The organism is Pelobium manganitolerans, assembly GCF_003609575.1.
In the GTDB taxonomy this organism is placed as follows: Bacteria; Bacteroidota; Bacteroidia; order Sphingobacteriales; family Sphingobacteriaceae; genus Pseudopedobacter; species Pseudopedobacter manganitolerans.
In genome coordinates, this window is record NZ_MBTA01000001.1 from 501,964 (window position 1) to 519,560 (window position 17,597).

The following is a 17,597-nucleotide window of genomic DNA, read 5'->3' on the forward strand; positions in this document are numbered from 1 at the left end:
TGGACCATTAAACTTTTTCAAAAAACGTATCTGGATCAGCAGGGTCATAGAATTCGTTTATCCAAAAATTAGTGTACAAATCTTCATCACCCACATTTTTGATATTATGCGTGTACCAAATTGGCATGTCCACATAGGCAGGTTCGTCACCATCCAAATAAAAATCTAACACTTCATCACTATTAACTTTCCTTAACTGAATCAGCGCCTTTCCTTTGATCACAGCAAAACGCTCTATTTTTCTGGTATGGTAATGATTGCCACGAGTGACGCCGGGACGCGTGGTTGAAAATGAAACCTGCCCGCCAACGTTCAAACGAATAATCTCTACAAAAGCCCCTCTATCGTCTGCATGCTCTACCAATTTAACAGGGTTACGATGCTTAATATCGATATAACTTCTAAATGTGTTAAAAAGATTTAGTTCGAACTTAGAATTCAAATCTGGGATAATTCCTTTCTCAAAATAATCTGTCTTATATTTTTGAAGTAGCTTTAAAACTACAGAAACCTTTTCTTCGTGCGTATGCCCAACGCTTGTTAAAGTCTTTTTTGTATAATTCCTAATTTCATCTAAAAAAGTATTTATCAGCTCTCCTACATAAATTAATTTCACATTTCCATCAACCTCTATTTTAGGCTGCTCCTTATGTGTAAGCTGATGCGAAAATGTAGCGATAAAGGAATTGTAATAGGGATGACCGAAGGGACCAAAAACATTAGGTATAATAAATCCCGAGAATCGAGCATCATTTCTCTTGGCCCATTCTGCCAGCAATTGTCTGCCTTCCTTTTTGCTTTTGCCGTACAAATTGTCTTTTTCTTCTTGCGATGAGGATGAAAACAAAATATGCGGCTTGCTATTAGTTGCTTCAAGTGCCTTTATCAGTTTTTTAACCAATCGCAAATTGGTGTTATAGATCACTTCCGGGTCGTTATGGCGGTTCATTGCTGCTAAATGAACCACTACATCACACTTGCTCACAAAAGCGCCTAACTTTTCCACTGAATCAAAAAAATCTTTTTCAAAGTTTATACGCTCAAATTCTTCGGGAAAGAGACCCAGCGTATTGTATAGATGTTGACCTATAAAACCTGCCTGACCGGTTATACCTATTTTGATTTTCATTTCAATTCGATAAAATAATCGGTTGCAAAAAGGTAATCATCTTTAACAACCTCGTCTATCTTGCTATCCGCAAATATCAATAATGTTGAGTTCGGTTCCAGTGCCCGCAAACTGCTCGCATATCCCTTTGGCACATGCAATACGGTGTTTTCTTTCGCAGAGAGATCAAAATGATGTTGCTTAAGATGAGGGTTTGGATTATCCCAATTATCAATTTCAACTAATTTTATTTCAAAAGCGCCTTGCGTTGCATGAAACCAGCGTTGCTCAATTTTATGAGCTCTCCAAGCTCTTACAACTGTGGTGTCCGGATGCGATATTTTGTAAAATCGTTTGACCTCTGCCATGTCAAAATCATTAACGAAACCGAGTGTTCCTCTTACATCGGTATGGCTACCGCCATTTATAACTTTCGGACGGTTAAGCATTAGCCTGGATATTGAACTACGCTTAAATCCCCAAAAACTTCTTTCTTGATTAAAGGAAGATTCGAAAGCAATTTTTTCATTCCTGCTACACCTTGTTGTTCGGTATTATGCGAATGGTAGTCTTCTATGGTTGCAATGTCCGTTTCTCCTTCAGAGAAATATTGTGCATAATTTAGGTTACGATTATCCGCAGGAATTCTGTAAAACTCACCCATATCTTGTGCTTTCACCATTTCTTCGCGTGTACAGAGTGTTTCATAAAGCTTTTCTCCATGGCGTGTTCCGATAATTTTCACTTCGCTTTTCACCCCGCAAAGTTCTTGAAGTGCTTGTGCTAAATCTCCAATAGTACCAGCAGGAGCTTTATTTACAAACAGATCACCAGGGTTGCCATGTTCAAAAGCAAAAAGCACTAAATCAACGGCATCTTCTAAAGACATTAAAAAGCGCGTCATGTTGGGATCTGTAATGGTTAAAGGCTGCTTACTTTTTATTTGCTTTAAAAACAAAGGAATTACGGAGCCTCTTGAGGCCATTACGTTGCCATAGCGCGTTAAGCAGACGGTGGTTTCTGTCGAATTTCTGGATGCCGCGATGGCTACTTTTTCCATCAAGGCTTTAGAAATTCCCATGGCATTAATAGGGTAGGCGGCTTTATCTGTACTTAGGCAAATAACCTTGTTTACTTTATTTGCCATTGCCGAATCAATGACGTTTTGTGTACCAAACACATTGGTTTTTGTAGCTTCTATCGGAAAAAATTCGCAAGAAGGAACTTGCTTTAATGCAGCGGCATGAAACACGTAATCTACTCCCTGCATCGCCCGGTTAACGCTATTGATATCTCTAACATCCCCAATATAAAATTTCAGCTTCTCGTTTTTCAAGGCGTTACGCATATCATCTTGTTTTTTCTCGTCTCTAGAAAATATGCGTATTTCTTTAAAATGATCGGTATGTAAAAAGCGGTGTAACACTGCCGAACCGAATGATCCGGTACCGCCTGTTATAAGTAGAGTTTTGTTTTTGATTAACATGATTTTTATTTATAAAAATTACTCTAGACGTTGTTTTTGATTAGCGTGTCTTTTTCTGCCCTAGTCGGATAGTTGATTAACACTGCTTTATAAACACCTTTAAATACGAAGAGGCTTCCGGCTGCTACGCCTATAACACCGTGTTTATTTATCACTTTTGCTATATCGTCCAAAGAGCCTGCGCCACCCAGAACGGTGATAGGCACCGTAATTTTTTCTCGAATTTTATCAATTAACGGCATATCGTAGCCTTTCATTGCGCCGTCTTGGTCTATCGAATTGATGACTATTTCTCCGGCACCAAGGTTTTGGGCCTCTTCTACAAATTTTAATGGATTTAAACCTGTACTTTTTTTACCGTTATGCGTGTATATTTCGTAGCCTCCAAACAGCTTTTTCTTTACGTCTAAAACTATGATCACGCTTTGGTTACCTACACGCTGGGCTATTTCGGAAATCAATTGAGGTTGTTCAATAACGGCACTGCTTACCGCAATTTTCTCAATCCCTAGGCCGAATATACGTTGCGCCTGTTCAACTGTCTTTACTCCACCACCATAACAAAGTGGCATTCTTGATTGATTTGCTAATTTCTCAATCAATGAATAATCAGGTTCTTTATTTAAAACAGTGGCATCAATGTCGAATACAGCTAATTCATCAACCTCCTTTTCATTAAAAATTTTCACTGCATTAATAGGATCGCCCACGTACTTGCCGTTTTTGAAGTTAACGGTTTTCACTAAACCACCATCGTGCACTAAAAGACTAGGGATAATTCTCGGTCGCAACATTATATCTTGGCAAAATTGTGTAAAAGCCTTTCTCCATATGAGTGGCTTTTTTCTGGGTGAAACTGAATGCCATAAATATTTTCCCGGTTTATGGCAGCGGTAAACCGGATTCCATAGTCAGATTCGGCAATGCTGTTTTCGGCAAGATGGCAATGGAAATAATAGCTATGCAAAAAATAAAAAATTGCATCTTGCTCCAAACCTTCAAATAAAGGGTGCGAAGTTGTAGGTTTAACATCATTCCAACCCATATGAGGAAGTTTAGTGATCTGCTGTATCGTTGATTCGTCGAATCTTTTGACTTGCCCATCAATCCATCGTAAGCCATTTAATTTTCCTTCTTCGCTCCCATTGCTCATCATCTGCATGCCTACGCAGATGCCAATTACCGGCTTTTTCTCGTTTAAAACCAAATCATCTAAACGTTCTCGCATGCCCGACTCATTTAAGCGCGTCATTGCATAATCAAAAGAACCCACCCCTGGCAGTATTAACTTCTCAACGCTTGTTAAGTCTTCGATGCCTTTGGCGATACGCGTAGGAATACTAAGGCGCTTATAAACATTTTGAAATGCAAAGATATTGCCTACCCCGTAGTCAATTATGGTGATCATCTGAACAATCTTTTTTCTAAACCCAATATGGTCATTGCTTTAGAGCCAGCTTTTATAATGCCCATTTTGTTTTTATAATCTTTATAAGTTCTATTCTTTCCTTCAAAAATAGCTTGTAGCTCTTCCTTTCTCAAATCTAATTTGTCTGCCACATACTCAAATTCTTTCTGTAAAAAATCTTCTGAAAGTTCTGGTCTGGATATCCGTTCCAAAGCTTCCTCGCGGGTCATTTGACCTGTTAAAATCAAGCTGGAGAAGTGAGCCCTTCGCTTTTCAAATCCAAACTTCCTGGGCAACCAATAGTCTTCATAGAAACGGGTAAAGCGCGATTCGTGATGTTTGTGTTGGAAGCTTTCCCAGCCGTATTTTTCAAATAGAAATTTCTCTACATCTTTTTTAATATATGGAACCAGATTTAAAGGTTTAAAAACCTTCATCCCCAAAACATATCTGTAATAAATTTTGTAGCTCAAAATATCAACCAAGGGAAACGTTTTTAGTGGCCTTTGTCCAAATTTGGCATGGATATCCTTCACAAGAAGTGTATCTATGCCGGGAAAGCCCCCCCACTCTTCGGGTTCTCGGCAACACTCTGTAGAGTAGTTGCCGCCAGTTAACACATATTTTATCTTATGTTTTTTTGCGAATTTGTATAAAGCGGAGAAAAAGGCATAATCTTGTGGCAAATCTTGGTCTGCAATTTGAGATTTTAGAAAAGCAAGTTGTAAATCTTTCATCTCTTGCCAGTTGATCACTTCGGTGTACAAATCTAAATTTAGGCCATTGACTAATTTCTCAATGTTTCCTACCGCCTTATCTGTATTCCAACCTGCATCAACATGAAAAATTAATGGTCGTAAACCCATCACTTCTTTGGCTACATAAGCAGCATAAGAGCTATCTAATCCTCCACTAAGTCCAATGATGCAGTCAAAATCGCGCCCCTTGCCGTCAGCTTTAATCTTTTCTGCCTCCGCCATTAAAGCCGAAAAACCTCTTTCATCGGTATGCCAATTCGGCACTATGTTTTCAATATAGTTTGTATAATAGTCACTTTCTCCTTTATCGTTGAAAACGATATTGGGGTCTGTAGTATCCATTATTGTTTTTGTGCAGATTTGGTACATATGTTATAACTTTGTTCTAGATTCGATAATTGAACCGAAAATTGTTCTCATAGCACCTACAAACCTTTCGGAACGATAATGCTTACACGCATACTCGTAGTTTGAATTTGCTATTTCGAAGAGATTTTTTGAGTTACTGATAATCTCGAAAATATTTTTCAAAGATTCGACATCCATCTTCCTTGCTTCAAACCCATTTTTTTTATCTTGAAACACATCTTTTATTCCGCTGTGATTTGTTGTGACAAGAACGCAGCCCGACGCATAAGCTTCTAAAATGCAAAATGGCTGGCCTTCATAAGGGTAATAGGTAGGCAGACAAAATACGTGAGCTTTATGATAGAGCTGCTGCTTTTCATTGCCACTAACCAAGCCATGATAGTGAAGATTTTCAAAATTCTTAATACTATTTAAAAATATTTTTTTGCTTTCGATACTGCCAAACCCCCCAGCAAAGTCAATTGCAGTTTTTCTCTGTTGCTCCTTATCAAGTAAAGCATAAGCTTCAACAATCTCTTTATACCCCTTACCGTAAATGAAATTGCTAATAAACAAAACACGAATTGGACAATCTTCTTGAAATTTCGCAGATATGGCGGATTTCGTGTTGAATAAATAATTCTCTGCGAAGTTATTCACTACATGTATTTTTCTTGGATCGACTACTTTTGCGAAAAAATCTGCTTGAGTTTGCCCTTCTACAATTATGGCTCGCAACCTGTTTAAGAAGAAACTATTTAAATAGAACTGCAATCCACTTTTCTTATCTAAAATCCTTTTCATTCCTGCGCCGCCAAACATATGAATAACTGTAACCTTCAGTTTGCGTTTTAACAAAAGATAAAGCAGGATATCCTTTAGATTGCCTGCAAAAGACTCAGATATCGTAAAATATATAAGATCTTTATTCCTTCCTTTGCGATAAACTTGCCCGAAGATTTTAAAGATCTGGATAATACGAGATAGAGAGTTTATACCTGCACTATAGCTGCTTTTACTTAAGTTTATTACTTCGACGTCATTTTCTTGCTTTAAATTATCGTATAAAATTTTGACCGGTAAAGAATTCCCAGTCATAGGTGGTGGTAAAGGGGCAATAATTAAAATTCGGTTTTTCATTTATCTGTTTTATAGTGTAAGGCTTCACAAAAATTTTTTCACTGCATCGTTATAGTGACCATTCTCAAAAAATTATCTGCCATTATACCTGTGTTAAATTTATGCTGTGCTGAGAATTTTGCAGCTAATCGCATATTTGCTTCAACACTTTCATTGCTAAAAAAGGATACGACTTTTTCTTTAAGATGCGTGGCATCTCCTTCGCGAAACAAGAGTCCATTTTTGCCATCTTCTAACGCGACAATTTCGGGTCCGTGCCTTTTAAAATCATCATTAGTTAAAACTGGTACTCCATATGCAAAGGCGTGAAGTAATGAAAGCCCAATTGAAGCGGGATGTATCATCAATCTTGAGCTTAAAAACCAGGGAGCTAGGGCTTGCTCATCATATAAATCGCCAATTAGACGCACGTGATTGTTCATTCCCAAGGTCTTTACCATATTTTCCAAATGTTGATGTTCCTCCCCAGAGCCAATAATGCACCAAATAATGCTGGGAATTTGAGTAACGATGTCAGGAAGTGAGTTCAAGAACAAGTCTAACTGGTTTTTTTTTGTCAGCCTTGCACAGCTTAGTACAACCAGCTTGGCCTCTAAACCATTTTTAATCTGCCAATAAGACAATTTACCCTTATTCCAACGAGAAATGATGCTATCGATTTCTTCTTGATCTAAACCATTATTCATTCCTATAATATTATGTTTGGGCCACTGCTTTTTTAAAACACGCGCCTCAAAATCATTATATACAAATACGTTATTAAAGCATCTTGTCCAGGCTAACCTTATTTTTTCAAACAGAGGTTTTGCATTGAATGAGTGAGCCATCGTCCATAATACAACCTTTTTATTTAACAGCCTCAACAAAGTAGCCAATATAAAATGAGAGGCATATCTTGGGTTGCCATCTACGAACACTAAATCGTACTTTTTGAAAATTTTTAGAAATGGCAAAAACTGCCATACGAAAACTTCTTTACTTATACCCCAAAAAGAAACAGTCTTTATCTGTTCATATCCCTTTATTGTACGAAGCCCAGTTCTCGGTATTTCCGATTGGCAGTATACATCAATTTTCAGATTTTTTTCATTGAACAAACGTTTATAAAATCCTTCTCGATATTTTGGGACTACGTTTGTCACAATTGCTATCTTCAATGGATGTTGCTCACGAGACATTTTACCCATTCGCTTCTTTTAAAAAAAAGTACATGTTTAAAAAACAAAAACCTCCACTGAGTAGCGAGGTAAAAAAACTGACATTTAACACGATAAAGCAGAACGGAACATACATAAGCCCAACAATGAGCTGATTTTTCATCGTAACTTGCGATCGCACAAATGCAAAATATAATCCCACAATTATGGATATAATGATGATGCCGACTGCTCCTAAACTTGCAATTCCATCCGTAGCTATAAAATTTGCATTTGCATTGTAATTTTCGTTTGTGCTATAATCGGCGCCTACCATATATCCTAAAGCGCGAGGATAGGGATAAGAATTTCCACTTAAAAAATTTATGATATTTATTTGTGTAAAAAATGTTTTTGCATTGGAACTGAAAAATTCGTTGTATTGATATGTTAATAAACCCGCGATGCCAAAAGTCCTCATCAATACAACCGATGCGATTGTACTGATGTAGTCAGAAAGCCAGAAAAGGCTGGTAATCAATATTGAAAACAGAAATGTGCAACTTGTTAAAATGTCTTTTCCCCACTTTTTTAAATAAAAAATCAAAATCATAAACATAGGAATAAAAAGAGAAATTTTGTTGGCGTTAATACCGTAAATAAAAATGACCGAGAAAAAACCGAATAGGACCCAATACTTATTTTTTCTCACGAGCCCTTTTACTATGATAAATGGGCCAAGTAAATATGTCATCCACAAAATCAAGTATCCGTCTAATAATGAGTTGTTCTGTGTTGAAAACCGCTGTTCATAAACCTGTTCGAAACTAACAATGCTATAAGTTTCTCTAAATTTAAAATATAGATATACTATAACCAGCGTAATAGACAACAGGTAATACTTAAAATCTAACAGCCTAAATTTTAAAAGTACTGGTTTAAATAATCTAACTTTCGGCAATAAAAATATTATTAAAAAGCCAAGCAAAAGTAGAAGTTGATTTACAACTACATCAAAACTTTTGTGATAGTGGTTTGCGAAGGTTATAATTACCGGAATATAAAATAGCAAATAAAATATTGTAAAGTTAATCTCCAGAAAAAATATTTTTTTTGGTTTAACCAGCATGGGAGCGACGAGTATAGAGACAGTAGAGATATAGGTAAATAAACTAATTGGATACGCATGATAACCCATATACCCAAAAGTCTTTACAAGGTATTCTACGTGGATAATCTGATACAGGAACGCGTACAGTAAAATGAAAATAAGATTTTTCATTTGCCAACTTGTAAAGTGATTAAATAAAATTTTCTACATGCAAATATGGTAAATAACGCGAAAGAACCTGATAACATCCCTAAAAATATCTTAAAGGAAAAATCAAAATAGTGGGCAATCCAATACATAAAAAGAGTCAGACAAAGTTGAATCAGGCTGAGGAATAGCAGAATTTTTTTCTTATCTAATACTAAGGCTACATTACTTAAGGGAAGATAAAACAGCTGACTTACTGCATACGGTGTTAAACAAATTGCGACACTTTCAACGCCGTTCCATTTCTGGAAACTTGTAAAATACTTTAGATTGAAGATACCAAAAACAATACACGGGAACAAGATAATGGTCGATAAACCCAAAATTTTAATAGTAGATAATGTTTTATGACGAATCGCAACCATGTCCGTCTGATAAAAGGATTTTGCCATTTCCGCGCGAAGTAAACCCGAGATAACGGAACCAATTATTATTGATGGTATCATTAATATACGAAGAGAAAATGAGAACAAGCCCACCTGATGCTCGCCATATAGGTAAGTCAAAAGAATTGGATGGCAATATGTCAATATTATGCTGGCCAAAGAACTTGGCAAAATGTATAACGGATAAGATATGTTATCATAGAAAACATTCTTGAAACTTCTGAATATATTGCGATCTCTAATTCTCGATTTAAAAATTACTATTAAGAGAAAAAGTAAACCTGTTAAGGTAAGCGAAGTCGTGTAGGCTACGATAAGTATGTTCGGTGTATTCAAAAAAGTCATTATTATCGCTAAATTGACAAGAGCACCAACGAATGGAAAAGCTCCCGAGAAAGTGTGATAACTTTTATACAAAAAGATTTGTTGTAAGCACGCATTAACTGATACAGTGACTGCTAATGAATAAACGAACAAAAGCAATCTCGAGTCTAAATTTGCAAAGAGATAGATTGGAATTAACGCCAATGAATTAAGGAAAATACTTAAAAAAATCGTGAAAAAGGCTTTTTGGTACATCTCAGATTTGGTTTCTGATACAGTGATGGAAAGCTCATATTTTAAGGTCGTGAACGACCCAACAAAAGACCCTATGGAGATAAAAAAATTGAAAGTTCCAAAGTCAGATGGAGAGAATAATTTTAGAATGTAGAAGCTCGTAAATATTGTTAGAGTCTGCGCAAGTGTAGTCCCAACGTAAAACCACGTCTTACTTTGATAACTAAAATCTAGCTCGCGTGAAAAAAATCTCATTTTGAATTATCTTTTCTGCGCTCCAAGTCCACCATTTAGACTCTTCTAGTTCCATAACAGTATTGCCTGAAAACCTAATCTTTACCTCCTTTGCTGGATTGCCCGCCACGATGGTATACTTTTTAACATCTTTGGTTACGATAGACCCCGCTCCAATTATCGCCCCTCGACCTATCGTCACACCGGAGAGAATGACCGCATTAGAGCCAATCCAAACATCATCCTCAATGAGGACTGAGCCTTTTGAAATCTTATCTGAATTTTTAGAGGTAGAATTTTTAAAAAATTTAGACAATATACTATAGCTTGTCGTTCTTTGGTAGGAATGATAAAACTCTTGAATAATTACGCCTGAAGCAATAGAACAGAAAGATCCTATTCTGACTTCGTTAATTTCAGCACAAATTCTTGTTGATGGGCCACTGATACTTGTATAGCGACCAATTCTAACATTCCCAAAAACTTCAGGCTTATTAAAAAAAGAACACCCTGAGTCGAGCTGTACACCGCTCCCTATTATGGCGTCACGCAGAAAGACATCTTTTTTCTTGGAAAACAATAGATAAAGAAATGTCTTCGGGTTCAATCTGACGCTGTAAAAACAACTTATTCTAGTGAAAAAGTTAAGAATTGCTGAAAAGACAATATTGGCTAATACCTTTTTTAACATCGTTTATAATCTGCCGTCAATAAAATCTCTTTTCAAAACGGCTTTAGTATCAAAAATAACCGTATTTTTCCCCCTCATCATTTTCTTGAGTTCTAAATCTAAAAATTCACTGTGCGAAACGGCAAGTATAATTGCATCATAACATTTATTATTACATTCCGTTAATGAAATACCATAGTCCTTTTTTACTTGCTCTGCATCTGCATGTGGATCACAAACGTCGACGCTTAATCCAAATTGTATCAATTCTTGGTATATATCGACAACGCGAGAGTTACGGATGTCAGGGCAATTTTCTTTAAAGGTTACACCCAAAATCAACGCTTTCGAACCCTGTATTTTATGGCCCTTATTAATCATCAATTTGATTACTTTGTTTGCCACAAACATGCCCATATTATCATTTACCCGTCTTCCCGAGAGGATAACTTGGGGATGGTAACCGAGCGATTGCGCTTTGTGCGCTAAATAATAGGGATCTACCCCGATGCAATGTCCACCAACAAGCCCGGGCTGATATTTCAAAAAATTCCATTTGGTAGCTGCCGCCTCTATTACATCGGTAGTGTCGATGCCTATTCGGTCAAAAATTAACGCAAGTTCGTTTACGAATGAAATATTTACGTCGCGCTGGGCATTCTCTATAGCTTTGCTTGCTTCGGCCACCTTCATGTTCGGAGCCTTATGTGTTCCCGCAGTAATAATACTTTTGTATAATTGATCGACGAGTTCTGCGACTTCCTTATTTGAACCCGATGTGACTTTTTTTATTTTAGTTAATGTATTGACCTTGTCCCCCGGATTAATCCGCTCTGGTGAATAACCGCAATAGAAATCAACATTGAATTTAAGCCCGGAGTAGCGCTCTAAAACAGGGACGCATTCCTCCTCGGTGCATCCCGGGTATACGGTCGATTCATAAACTACGATATCTCCTTTTTTGAGAATTTTACCGATCATTTGCGATGCGTTGACTAAAGGAGTCAGATCTGGAGCTTTGAACTGGTTGATGGGCGTAGGTACGGTTACGATAAATACATTGGCATGAACTAATTCCTCGGGTTTAGATGAAAACGTAAGACCATTTTCCTCTCCGCTAGCTAATACCTTTCTCAGCATTTCCGAGTCAGCCTCTTTTGTCCGATCTATTCCAGAACGGAGTTCTTCAACTCGTGTATCATCTATATCAAACCCGATTACGGAATATTTTTTAGCAAATTCTACTGCCAAGGGCAAGCCAACGTACCCAAGTCCGATTACAGCAATTTTATGTTTCACTCAATATTTGATTATAAGTTTTTTTGAGACTCAGAAAAGCAATCATCAGAAACCCCAATATCACCCCTCCCAAAACAATCCCTTTCGCCTTTCCTAAAGGTTCCTTCTTTAATGGCAGTCTAGGCTCATCGATCACTTGTATGAGCGGTTTATCATTCCTGAAATTGATCTTCGCCAATTCCAGATTTTTAATGATTTCTTGGTAAACCGCAGCGCTCGCCTGCACATCCACCTGCTTACGTTGCGAACCTACCCTCAACCTTTGAAACGCTGGGTTTAAATTGGGGTTGGCATCCACTGCCGCTGCCACGCCACCGATACTTGCATTCAATACCGCTTTTACGCTATCCGCTTGGTTTTGTAATACCGTTAGATTTTCTAGCGATTTCTTTGTTTTCGTAGATACGTAGAAAGCATTTACTTTGGCAACGATATTGTCTGCAAAAGACTTAGAGAACAACTCGTCTTTCGATTTCACTTTAACAGAAATAATCGAAAGCTTTTTATCAGGCTTTGTGACTTCTAAAATATTGTCGTTAATATCTTTTGTAAACTTATTGATGAGCGAATCCTGGATACGACTGAAGTTCTTAGGATTATCTGTAAAATGTATATTAACTAGTTCTGGTTTATCTTCCCAGCTCTCGCGCATTTTATTGAAGTCGATATAGCGTTCAATCAATTGCTGCTGTTTACCGTTAAAAGTATCTTTGGCTAACAAGGTCTTTTGGATCATCCGGCGCGATTTATAAAGCTCCAAAATATTATCTCCTTTGAAGATGCCTCCGCCGCCACCGCCTAAGTCTATACCGACCATAGAAGCTAAACCCGCATATTGGCCTAAGCCACCTCCGCTTTCGCCCTCTTCTAATACAAAAGTGGTTTCGGCGGTGTAGATGGGCTTTTTAATTAAAGAATAGCCTAAACCGAGCAAGCCCCCGATGATGCCGGCCAGTAGAATGACTTTCCATTTGCCCATCAGATAGCGCCACCACTCCTGTAGCTTTAGAATCAACTCTTTTAAAGAGATTTCATCATCTACATCCTCTCTGCGGTAGCTGTTGCCGATGTGGGCGTTTTCTGGGTTGTTATCTGTAGTGTTCAAATTAAAGGCAAAGGTAAATAATCAAAATTCAAAACTTTCAAATTCAAAAGGAAAAAGTTAAAAAGCTTTCGAATTCAAAAATCAAAACTCTACGCTCATCATTCCATTTCTTTATTCCGGAATTATTCTGTAGCATTAAGCCACCGCCTAAAACCCCAGCTCGTGTGACGTGACAAGTTAGAAATACTTGCGCTAATAATATTCCTTCATTCCGTTATTCCCTCCCTAATCCTGTCGCCTTATACCATAAGCCTTAAACCATCTACTCTAAACCGAGCGTGTGCGATGTCTCTCTGCAATCGACATGACGTGAGGGCTTAGTTTAAAGGGGACAAGTAAAAACTTAAACCGTTCTAATACCTCACTGTCTTCGAACCACCCCCTGCCCCAGCCACTGGGATAATCGCGATGGAAATTCAAAAGGGCAAAGTCAACGGTCAAAAATCCTAGTCCGCTATTCAAGAGTCACTACTCACTACTCTATACCCACTACTCTATACCACCTTTCAAAACCAAATTCAAACCCTCTTGATACTTGCTACTCAAGATTTACTCCTCTCTATTCACCACTCACTACCCAATACTCACTACTCTATACTCCCTACTACTTCAACAAATTCATTACTCCTAAAACAATTGCGCCGAAAGAGGCTAGGCCTGATATAATTCCCACAGTTTCGGTAGGCGTTAACCTTCGTCTTTCCTCCTGCTTAGGCACAAATATTTCTGCTCCGGACCTTACGATAGGGTAATTATTGAAAAATAGAAATTTCTTGGTGCTACGGACTGATCCATTGGCATAAATGATGTAAGATCGACGTTTTAAAGCGTTCTGCGAAAACCCTCCGGCATTTGCGATGTAAGATTTGAAACCTTTATTTTTATCAAATATAACGGTATTCGGCGACAGCACTTCCCCGCTTACTTTCACTGTTTGCAATTGGCGCGGTACGTTGATGATATCCCCGTTTTCTAAGAATAAATCTTTTTTAGTACCAGGTTTTTCTAGGATGCGCGTTAAATCAATCCCGACAAAGTTATTTCTAACCGCCAAATTTTCTACATCCAAAGCAGTACTGTCTTTCGCATTTTTTTGGATCCTGCGGAACTGCTGTACTTTTTGGTTTTCTTTTTCTTGCTCCAGCTGGCTGTCGAAATTACCTGCACGTTTTAGCGAGGCGCCATCTGTAAAAGACAAAGCGGTTAAGCCTCCGGCGCGTTTAATTAAATCCGAAATGCGTTCGTCCTTTTTGGTAATGGTGTAATAGCCAGGATACAGTACTTCGCCTTCTATTTTTACCTGCTTTTGGGTTTCGTAACCCGGCGAGCTGCGCACGGTAACAATATCAAAAGGCTCTAAAATAAACTTAGAGGCTTCTAAACTCAAATTACGGTCGGCATCTACTTGGAAAACTTCTGCAGTACGTGCAGAGGCCGAGGTGGCATCAGAATTTTTTACCCTGCGCGAAATTTCGATACGTTGTGGCGTAGCCGACTCGCTGAAACCTCCGGCCTTCAAAATCAGTTCGCCTAAGCTCATATTTTCCGAAAAGCCGAATTCGCCAGGTCTGCGTACTTCGCCGTTGATGGTCACTTTATATTCTTCGCGTAAGTCAAAAATGGAAGAAATAGAGATAACATCCTCGCGTTTTAGCGGAATATCCGCTACCGTGCCGTTCATGATTTTACGGGCGTCAAATGGAATTAGCTCGGTATTTAAATCATCCGTTAAACGGGTAATGTAAGCGCGGTTGGTAAAAGCATCCTCTTTTAAACCCTCGGCTTTCTGAATTAAGGTTTTTAGGCTCATGCCCGGCTCCAACTCGTACTGGCCTGGGCGGAATACCGCGCCCTCAATGGTCACACGGTTTTCAAAACGGTCTAAAATCTCGTTCACAAAATATTTATCGCCACTTTGAGGAACATAGCTGTCAAAGTCTTTAGCTAAGATGTCAGAGATTTTACGCTCGGTATCTGTATTGCCCAAAACTTTTACGCGTGCTTTGTAGGCGCGTTCGGTAAATCCTCCGGCGAAAGCCAATAAATCTTTAAAAGTTTCATTGCTCTTCATCTCAAAAATAGCCGGGCGTTTCACCTCGCCCACAATTTCTACGCGCTTTTGGTAAACCGGCACGCGTATTAAATCTTGGTCCTGCAGGCGGATGTTGTTTTTTAAATCGCCGCGTAACAGAAAATCGTACACGTCCAAAGTGCCCACCTTTTTACCATTTCGGATCACCTCGATGTTACGGAAAGAACCATTGTCGGTAGGACCCCCAGATGAATAGAGCGCATTAAAAAGTGTGGCTAAAGAGGGCAGGGTATAAGTGCCGGGCTTCATTACCTCACCCGTAAGGATCACTTTAATGCTGCGGATATTGCCGATGGTAACACTGAGTTTGGTGTTGCCAGAATTTAAGCCACTATAAATAGGGCTTAGCTTACTTCTGATGCGCGCGGTAGCGGCCTCAACCGTTAAGCCTCCAACGGTGATGATGCCGGCATAAGGGATGTTGATGGTTCCTTCGGGACTAACCGTAAGTTTGTAATTAGCTTCCGAATAGCCATAAATATCTATCAAAAGCTGGTCTGTGGTACCAATTACGTAATTTAAAGGTGTTGCTAAGCGCAGGTTAGGCTCAAAAGTGGTAGAGGCGTTGGCGAAAAGCTCTTTCCCGAATATTTTTGATTTTAAAGCCTGCAGCGCCGCATCTGCTTCGTTTTCTGTTTTCTTATCGTCAGAATTGGCAATTTCTTCCACTTCGCCTTCGAAGCTTCTGCTCCGGCTGCCGTCTTTTCCTTTCACCGTGGCATCTGTATCGCCGCTGGCGGAGTTTTTAGCTTTCACCGCCTCCACACGTGCGCGTAGCTTGGCAATTTCGGAAGGTTGCATCCCGCGTGCTGCCGCCATTTGCTCCAGTTGCGACTCGGGCAAACCCGAAGACTCTACCTGCTTGATGATCTGGCGAATCTGGTCGTCGGTAAGCTCGTCGACTCTTACATTGGAAAAATTTTGCTGGGTAATGCTTTGCGCTTTCGCAGATGGAAGATTTACGGCTAAACCGATGGCAAAAATTAGGAGATAGAATAATTTTTTATAGTTCATGTAAGATGCGGATCTTATATTTTAAATTTTTATGGCCGGTTGAATACGTTCACTAAATTTTGCAGGGCGGTAAGATGTGTTTTTAGGTTTTTATAAACGTCATCATACATTTCCTCTTTATAAATATGGCTCAATTTATTTCGATCTTCAACAGTGGCAAAAAGCAATTTATAATGGCCTTCATCAATTAAACCGTTTAAAAATAAACTTTTATAAACCGCTTTGGGCGACATGGCCATATTACCTGTTTTTATTTCGAGATAGATTTTTGCCGTTTTCCAAGCTAATTCCGCACAGTATTCAAACTTTTGGATTTTCCCGTTTTTAATGGCGTCCAACTCAACAGCCGAATAATTATGATCATGTAGCGCTAAGACCTTTTCAAACGTATTTAAAGCTTTGGTGAGGCTTCGCTGTTCAACTTCGAATCTTTGCTCAAACTCCATATCTCAATTTTTTGTAAAGCCTGCGCTTTAAATTCGTCGCTAGCTTTGTAAAAATCTATTACGTCAATCTTATACGGAACGATACTTTCGTCGAGTTCGTCTTGCAGGTCGGACTTTAAAAATTTGGATAAAGGTGCGTTTCCCCATACCCCAACATCAATATCCGACTTGTCATGATTTGTCGCCCTCGCCCTGCTCCCGAACAAGAAAACGGAATAATCCCGCAAAGGTACTCTTTTCAGTATTATTTCTTTTACAATTTTTAGATAGTCGGTCATTTGGTGGTTTAAGGGTCTCTAGGGTGTAAAAATAGGATTTTTTGTGGGCTTTTTTGAGAGCGAAAGTGGGTTTGACTTGCGGTCGGGATAATGTTGAGTGCTACGGTACCAGAAATGAATAAGGCAAAATGATTTACATAACAACGAAATACAATTTTTAAAATGCTTAAATACACTAAGTTATATAGATGTCTTTTAAATATATAATCCGGTTTTTATCCGAAATATTTTCAAGTATCTCCCTAGGAAGTCCCTAGAAAACCTCTATAAAGTCCCTATAAAACATTATTTAACTACGCTACATCTGGTGCAATATCATGCTCCAATAAAATGTGCTGGAAAAACACTAAGGTAAGCCTATTCTCACTGTGTTAGTTCAACACTCGCGTTTCCGACGCTCATTGGCGTGGCATGCCTAGTTTTTTTCGTTCATCGCCACTAGAGCTAGTCCTTTTTTCGGTAGTTTTTATTATTTTCTTTTGCCCTCAAGAATGCTACGCATTTTTCCTTGACGCAAAGGACCAAAGGTCAAGGCTGACCTCATTTTGTTTGTTGCGCCTGCGGGAAATCTTTGAGCGCAAACCGAAGCCGTGCGAACGGTTGTGCTTTAACAGAGTTTCTGCAACACTCGTCGGTTTGCTCACGTTAGTGCAAGCATTAATGTTTCTGCAAAAGATTTCCCGGGCTACACTGCCAAAACTCGGAACGCCGGGCTTATCGCGTGGGACACTGAGGGTTTTATAACGAACACCTCCTTTAACGCCGTCATCGCGAAACCGCGTGGCTTAGGCTTGTGCATTTGGAAAGCGGTTG

At 38.8% G+C, this 17,597-nt stretch carries 16 protein-coding genes and 1 pseudogene; all 17 read right to left on the bottom strand.

The genetic code is table 11. The annotated features are described in order from the left end of the window. Positions 1–7 precede the first annotated feature (7 nt). Positions 8–1,129, bottom strand: coding sequence for a polysaccharide biosynthesis C-terminal domain-containing protein (locus BCY91_RS02125; protein ID WP_120180349.1), 1,122 nt, complete (start codon positions 1,127–1,129; stop codon positions 8–10). Continuing rightward, positions 1,126–1,557 carry a WxcM-like domain-containing protein gene (locus tag BCY91_RS02130; protein ID WP_120180350.1) on the bottom strand — a complete coding sequence of 144 codons (432 nt, stop codon included), beginning with the start codon at positions 1,555–1,557 and terminating at the stop codon, positions 1,126–1,128. Before BCY91_RS02130 ends, BCY91_RS02125 begins: the two co-directional genes overlap by 4 nt. Next, the gene (locus BCY91_RS02135; RefSeq protein WP_120180351.1) at positions 1,557–2,594 is read right to left on the bottom strand and encodes a polysaccharide biosynthesis protein; all 1,038 of its coding nucleotides are present in this window, start codon (positions 2,592–2,594) and stop codon (positions 1,557–1,559) included. Before BCY91_RS02135 ends, BCY91_RS02130 begins: the two co-directional genes overlap by 1 nt. Before the next feature lie 23 nt (positions 2,595–2,617). Continuing rightward, a complete protein-coding gene (locus tag BCY91_RS02140; protein ID WP_120180352.1) occupies positions 2,618–3,388 on the bottom strand; it encodes an AglZ/HisF2 family acetamidino modification protein in 771 nt (256 codons plus the stop codon). Continuing rightward, the gene (gene hisH, locus BCY91_RS02145; protein WP_120180353.1) at positions 3,388–4,002 is read right to left on the bottom strand and encodes an imidazole glycerol phosphate synthase subunit HisH; all 615 of its coding nucleotides are present in this window, start codon (positions 4,000–4,002) and stop codon (positions 3,388–3,390) included. The genes BCY91_RS02140 and hisH overlap by 1 nt, the downstream gene beginning before the upstream one ends. Then, a complete protein-coding gene (locus tag BCY91_RS02150) occupies positions 3,999–5,129 on the bottom strand; it encodes an N-acetyl sugar amidotransferase (protein ID WP_120180354.1) in 1,131 nt (376 codons plus the stop codon). Before BCY91_RS02150 ends, hisH begins: the two co-directional genes overlap by 4 nt. 3 nt (positions 5,130–5,132) lie before the next feature. Further along, positions 5,133–6,248, bottom strand: a complete 1,116-nt coding sequence (locus BCY91_RS02155; RefSeq protein ID WP_120180355.1) for a glycosyltransferase family 4 protein — start codon at positions 6,246–6,248, stop codon at positions 5,133–5,135. A 38-nt stretch (positions 6,249–6,286) separates the two neighbouring features. Next, complete coding sequence (locus BCY91_RS02160) at positions 6,287–7,435, bottom strand: glycosyltransferase (RefSeq protein ID WP_120180356.1); 1,149 nt, start codon at positions 7,433–7,435, stop codon at positions 6,287–6,289. After that, positions 7,428–8,138 carry a hypothetical protein gene (locus tag BCY91_RS02165; protein WP_182995283.1) on the bottom strand — a complete coding sequence of 237 codons (711 nt, stop codon included), beginning with the start codon at positions 8,136–8,138 and terminating at the stop codon, positions 7,428–7,430. Before BCY91_RS02165 ends, BCY91_RS02160 begins: the two co-directional genes overlap by 8 nt. 524 nt (positions 8,139–8,662) lie before the next feature. After that, positions 8,663–9,094: a hypothetical protein gene (locus tag BCY91_RS17815; RefSeq protein ID WP_245988979.1), complete on the bottom strand. Its 432-nt coding sequence runs from the start codon at positions 9,092–9,094 to the stop codon at positions 8,663–8,665. A 30-nt stretch (positions 9,095–9,124) separates the two neighbouring features. Further along, a pseudogene (locus BCY91_RS18025) lies at positions 9,125–9,901 on the bottom strand (oligosaccharide flippase family protein); the annotation flags it as partial. After that, positions 9,870–10,571 carry a CatB-related O-acetyltransferase gene (locus BCY91_RS02175; RefSeq protein WP_120180359.1) on the bottom strand — a complete coding sequence of 234 codons (702 nt, stop codon included), beginning with the start codon at positions 10,569–10,571 and terminating at the stop codon, positions 9,870–9,872. The pseudogene BCY91_RS18025 and the gene BCY91_RS02175, both read right to left, overlap by 32 nt. Before the next feature lie 3 nt (positions 10,572–10,574). After that, on the bottom strand, positions 10,575–11,849 hold the full coding sequence (locus BCY91_RS02180) for a nucleotide sugar dehydrogenase (protein ID WP_120180360.1): 1,275 nt from the start codon (positions 11,847–11,849) through the stop codon (positions 10,575–10,577). Next, positions 11,839–12,954, bottom strand: coding sequence for a Wzz/FepE/Etk N-terminal domain-containing protein (locus tag BCY91_RS02185; protein WP_245988980.1), 1,116 nt, complete (start codon positions 12,952–12,954; stop codon positions 11,839–11,841). The genes BCY91_RS02180 and BCY91_RS02185 overlap by 11 nt, the downstream gene beginning before the upstream one ends. A 604-nt stretch (positions 12,955–13,558) precedes the next feature. Beyond that, positions 13,559–16,060 carry an SLBB domain-containing protein gene (locus BCY91_RS02190; RefSeq protein ID WP_120180361.1) on the bottom strand — a complete coding sequence of 834 codons (2,502 nt, stop codon included), beginning with the start codon at positions 16,058–16,060 and terminating at the stop codon, positions 13,559–13,561. Positions 16,061–16,089: 29 nt separating this feature from the next. Then, complete coding sequence (locus tag BCY91_RS02195) at positions 16,090–16,506, bottom strand: HI0074 family nucleotidyltransferase substrate-binding subunit (protein ID WP_120180362.1); 417 nt, start codon at positions 16,504–16,506, stop codon at positions 16,090–16,092. After that, entirely contained in the window at positions 16,452–16,784 is a 333-nt protein-coding gene (locus tag BCY91_RS02200) for a nucleotidyltransferase family protein (protein ID WP_120180363.1), read from the bottom strand. Before BCY91_RS02200 ends, BCY91_RS02195 begins: the two co-directional genes overlap by 55 nt. Positions 16,785–17,597 lie beyond the last annotated feature (813 nt).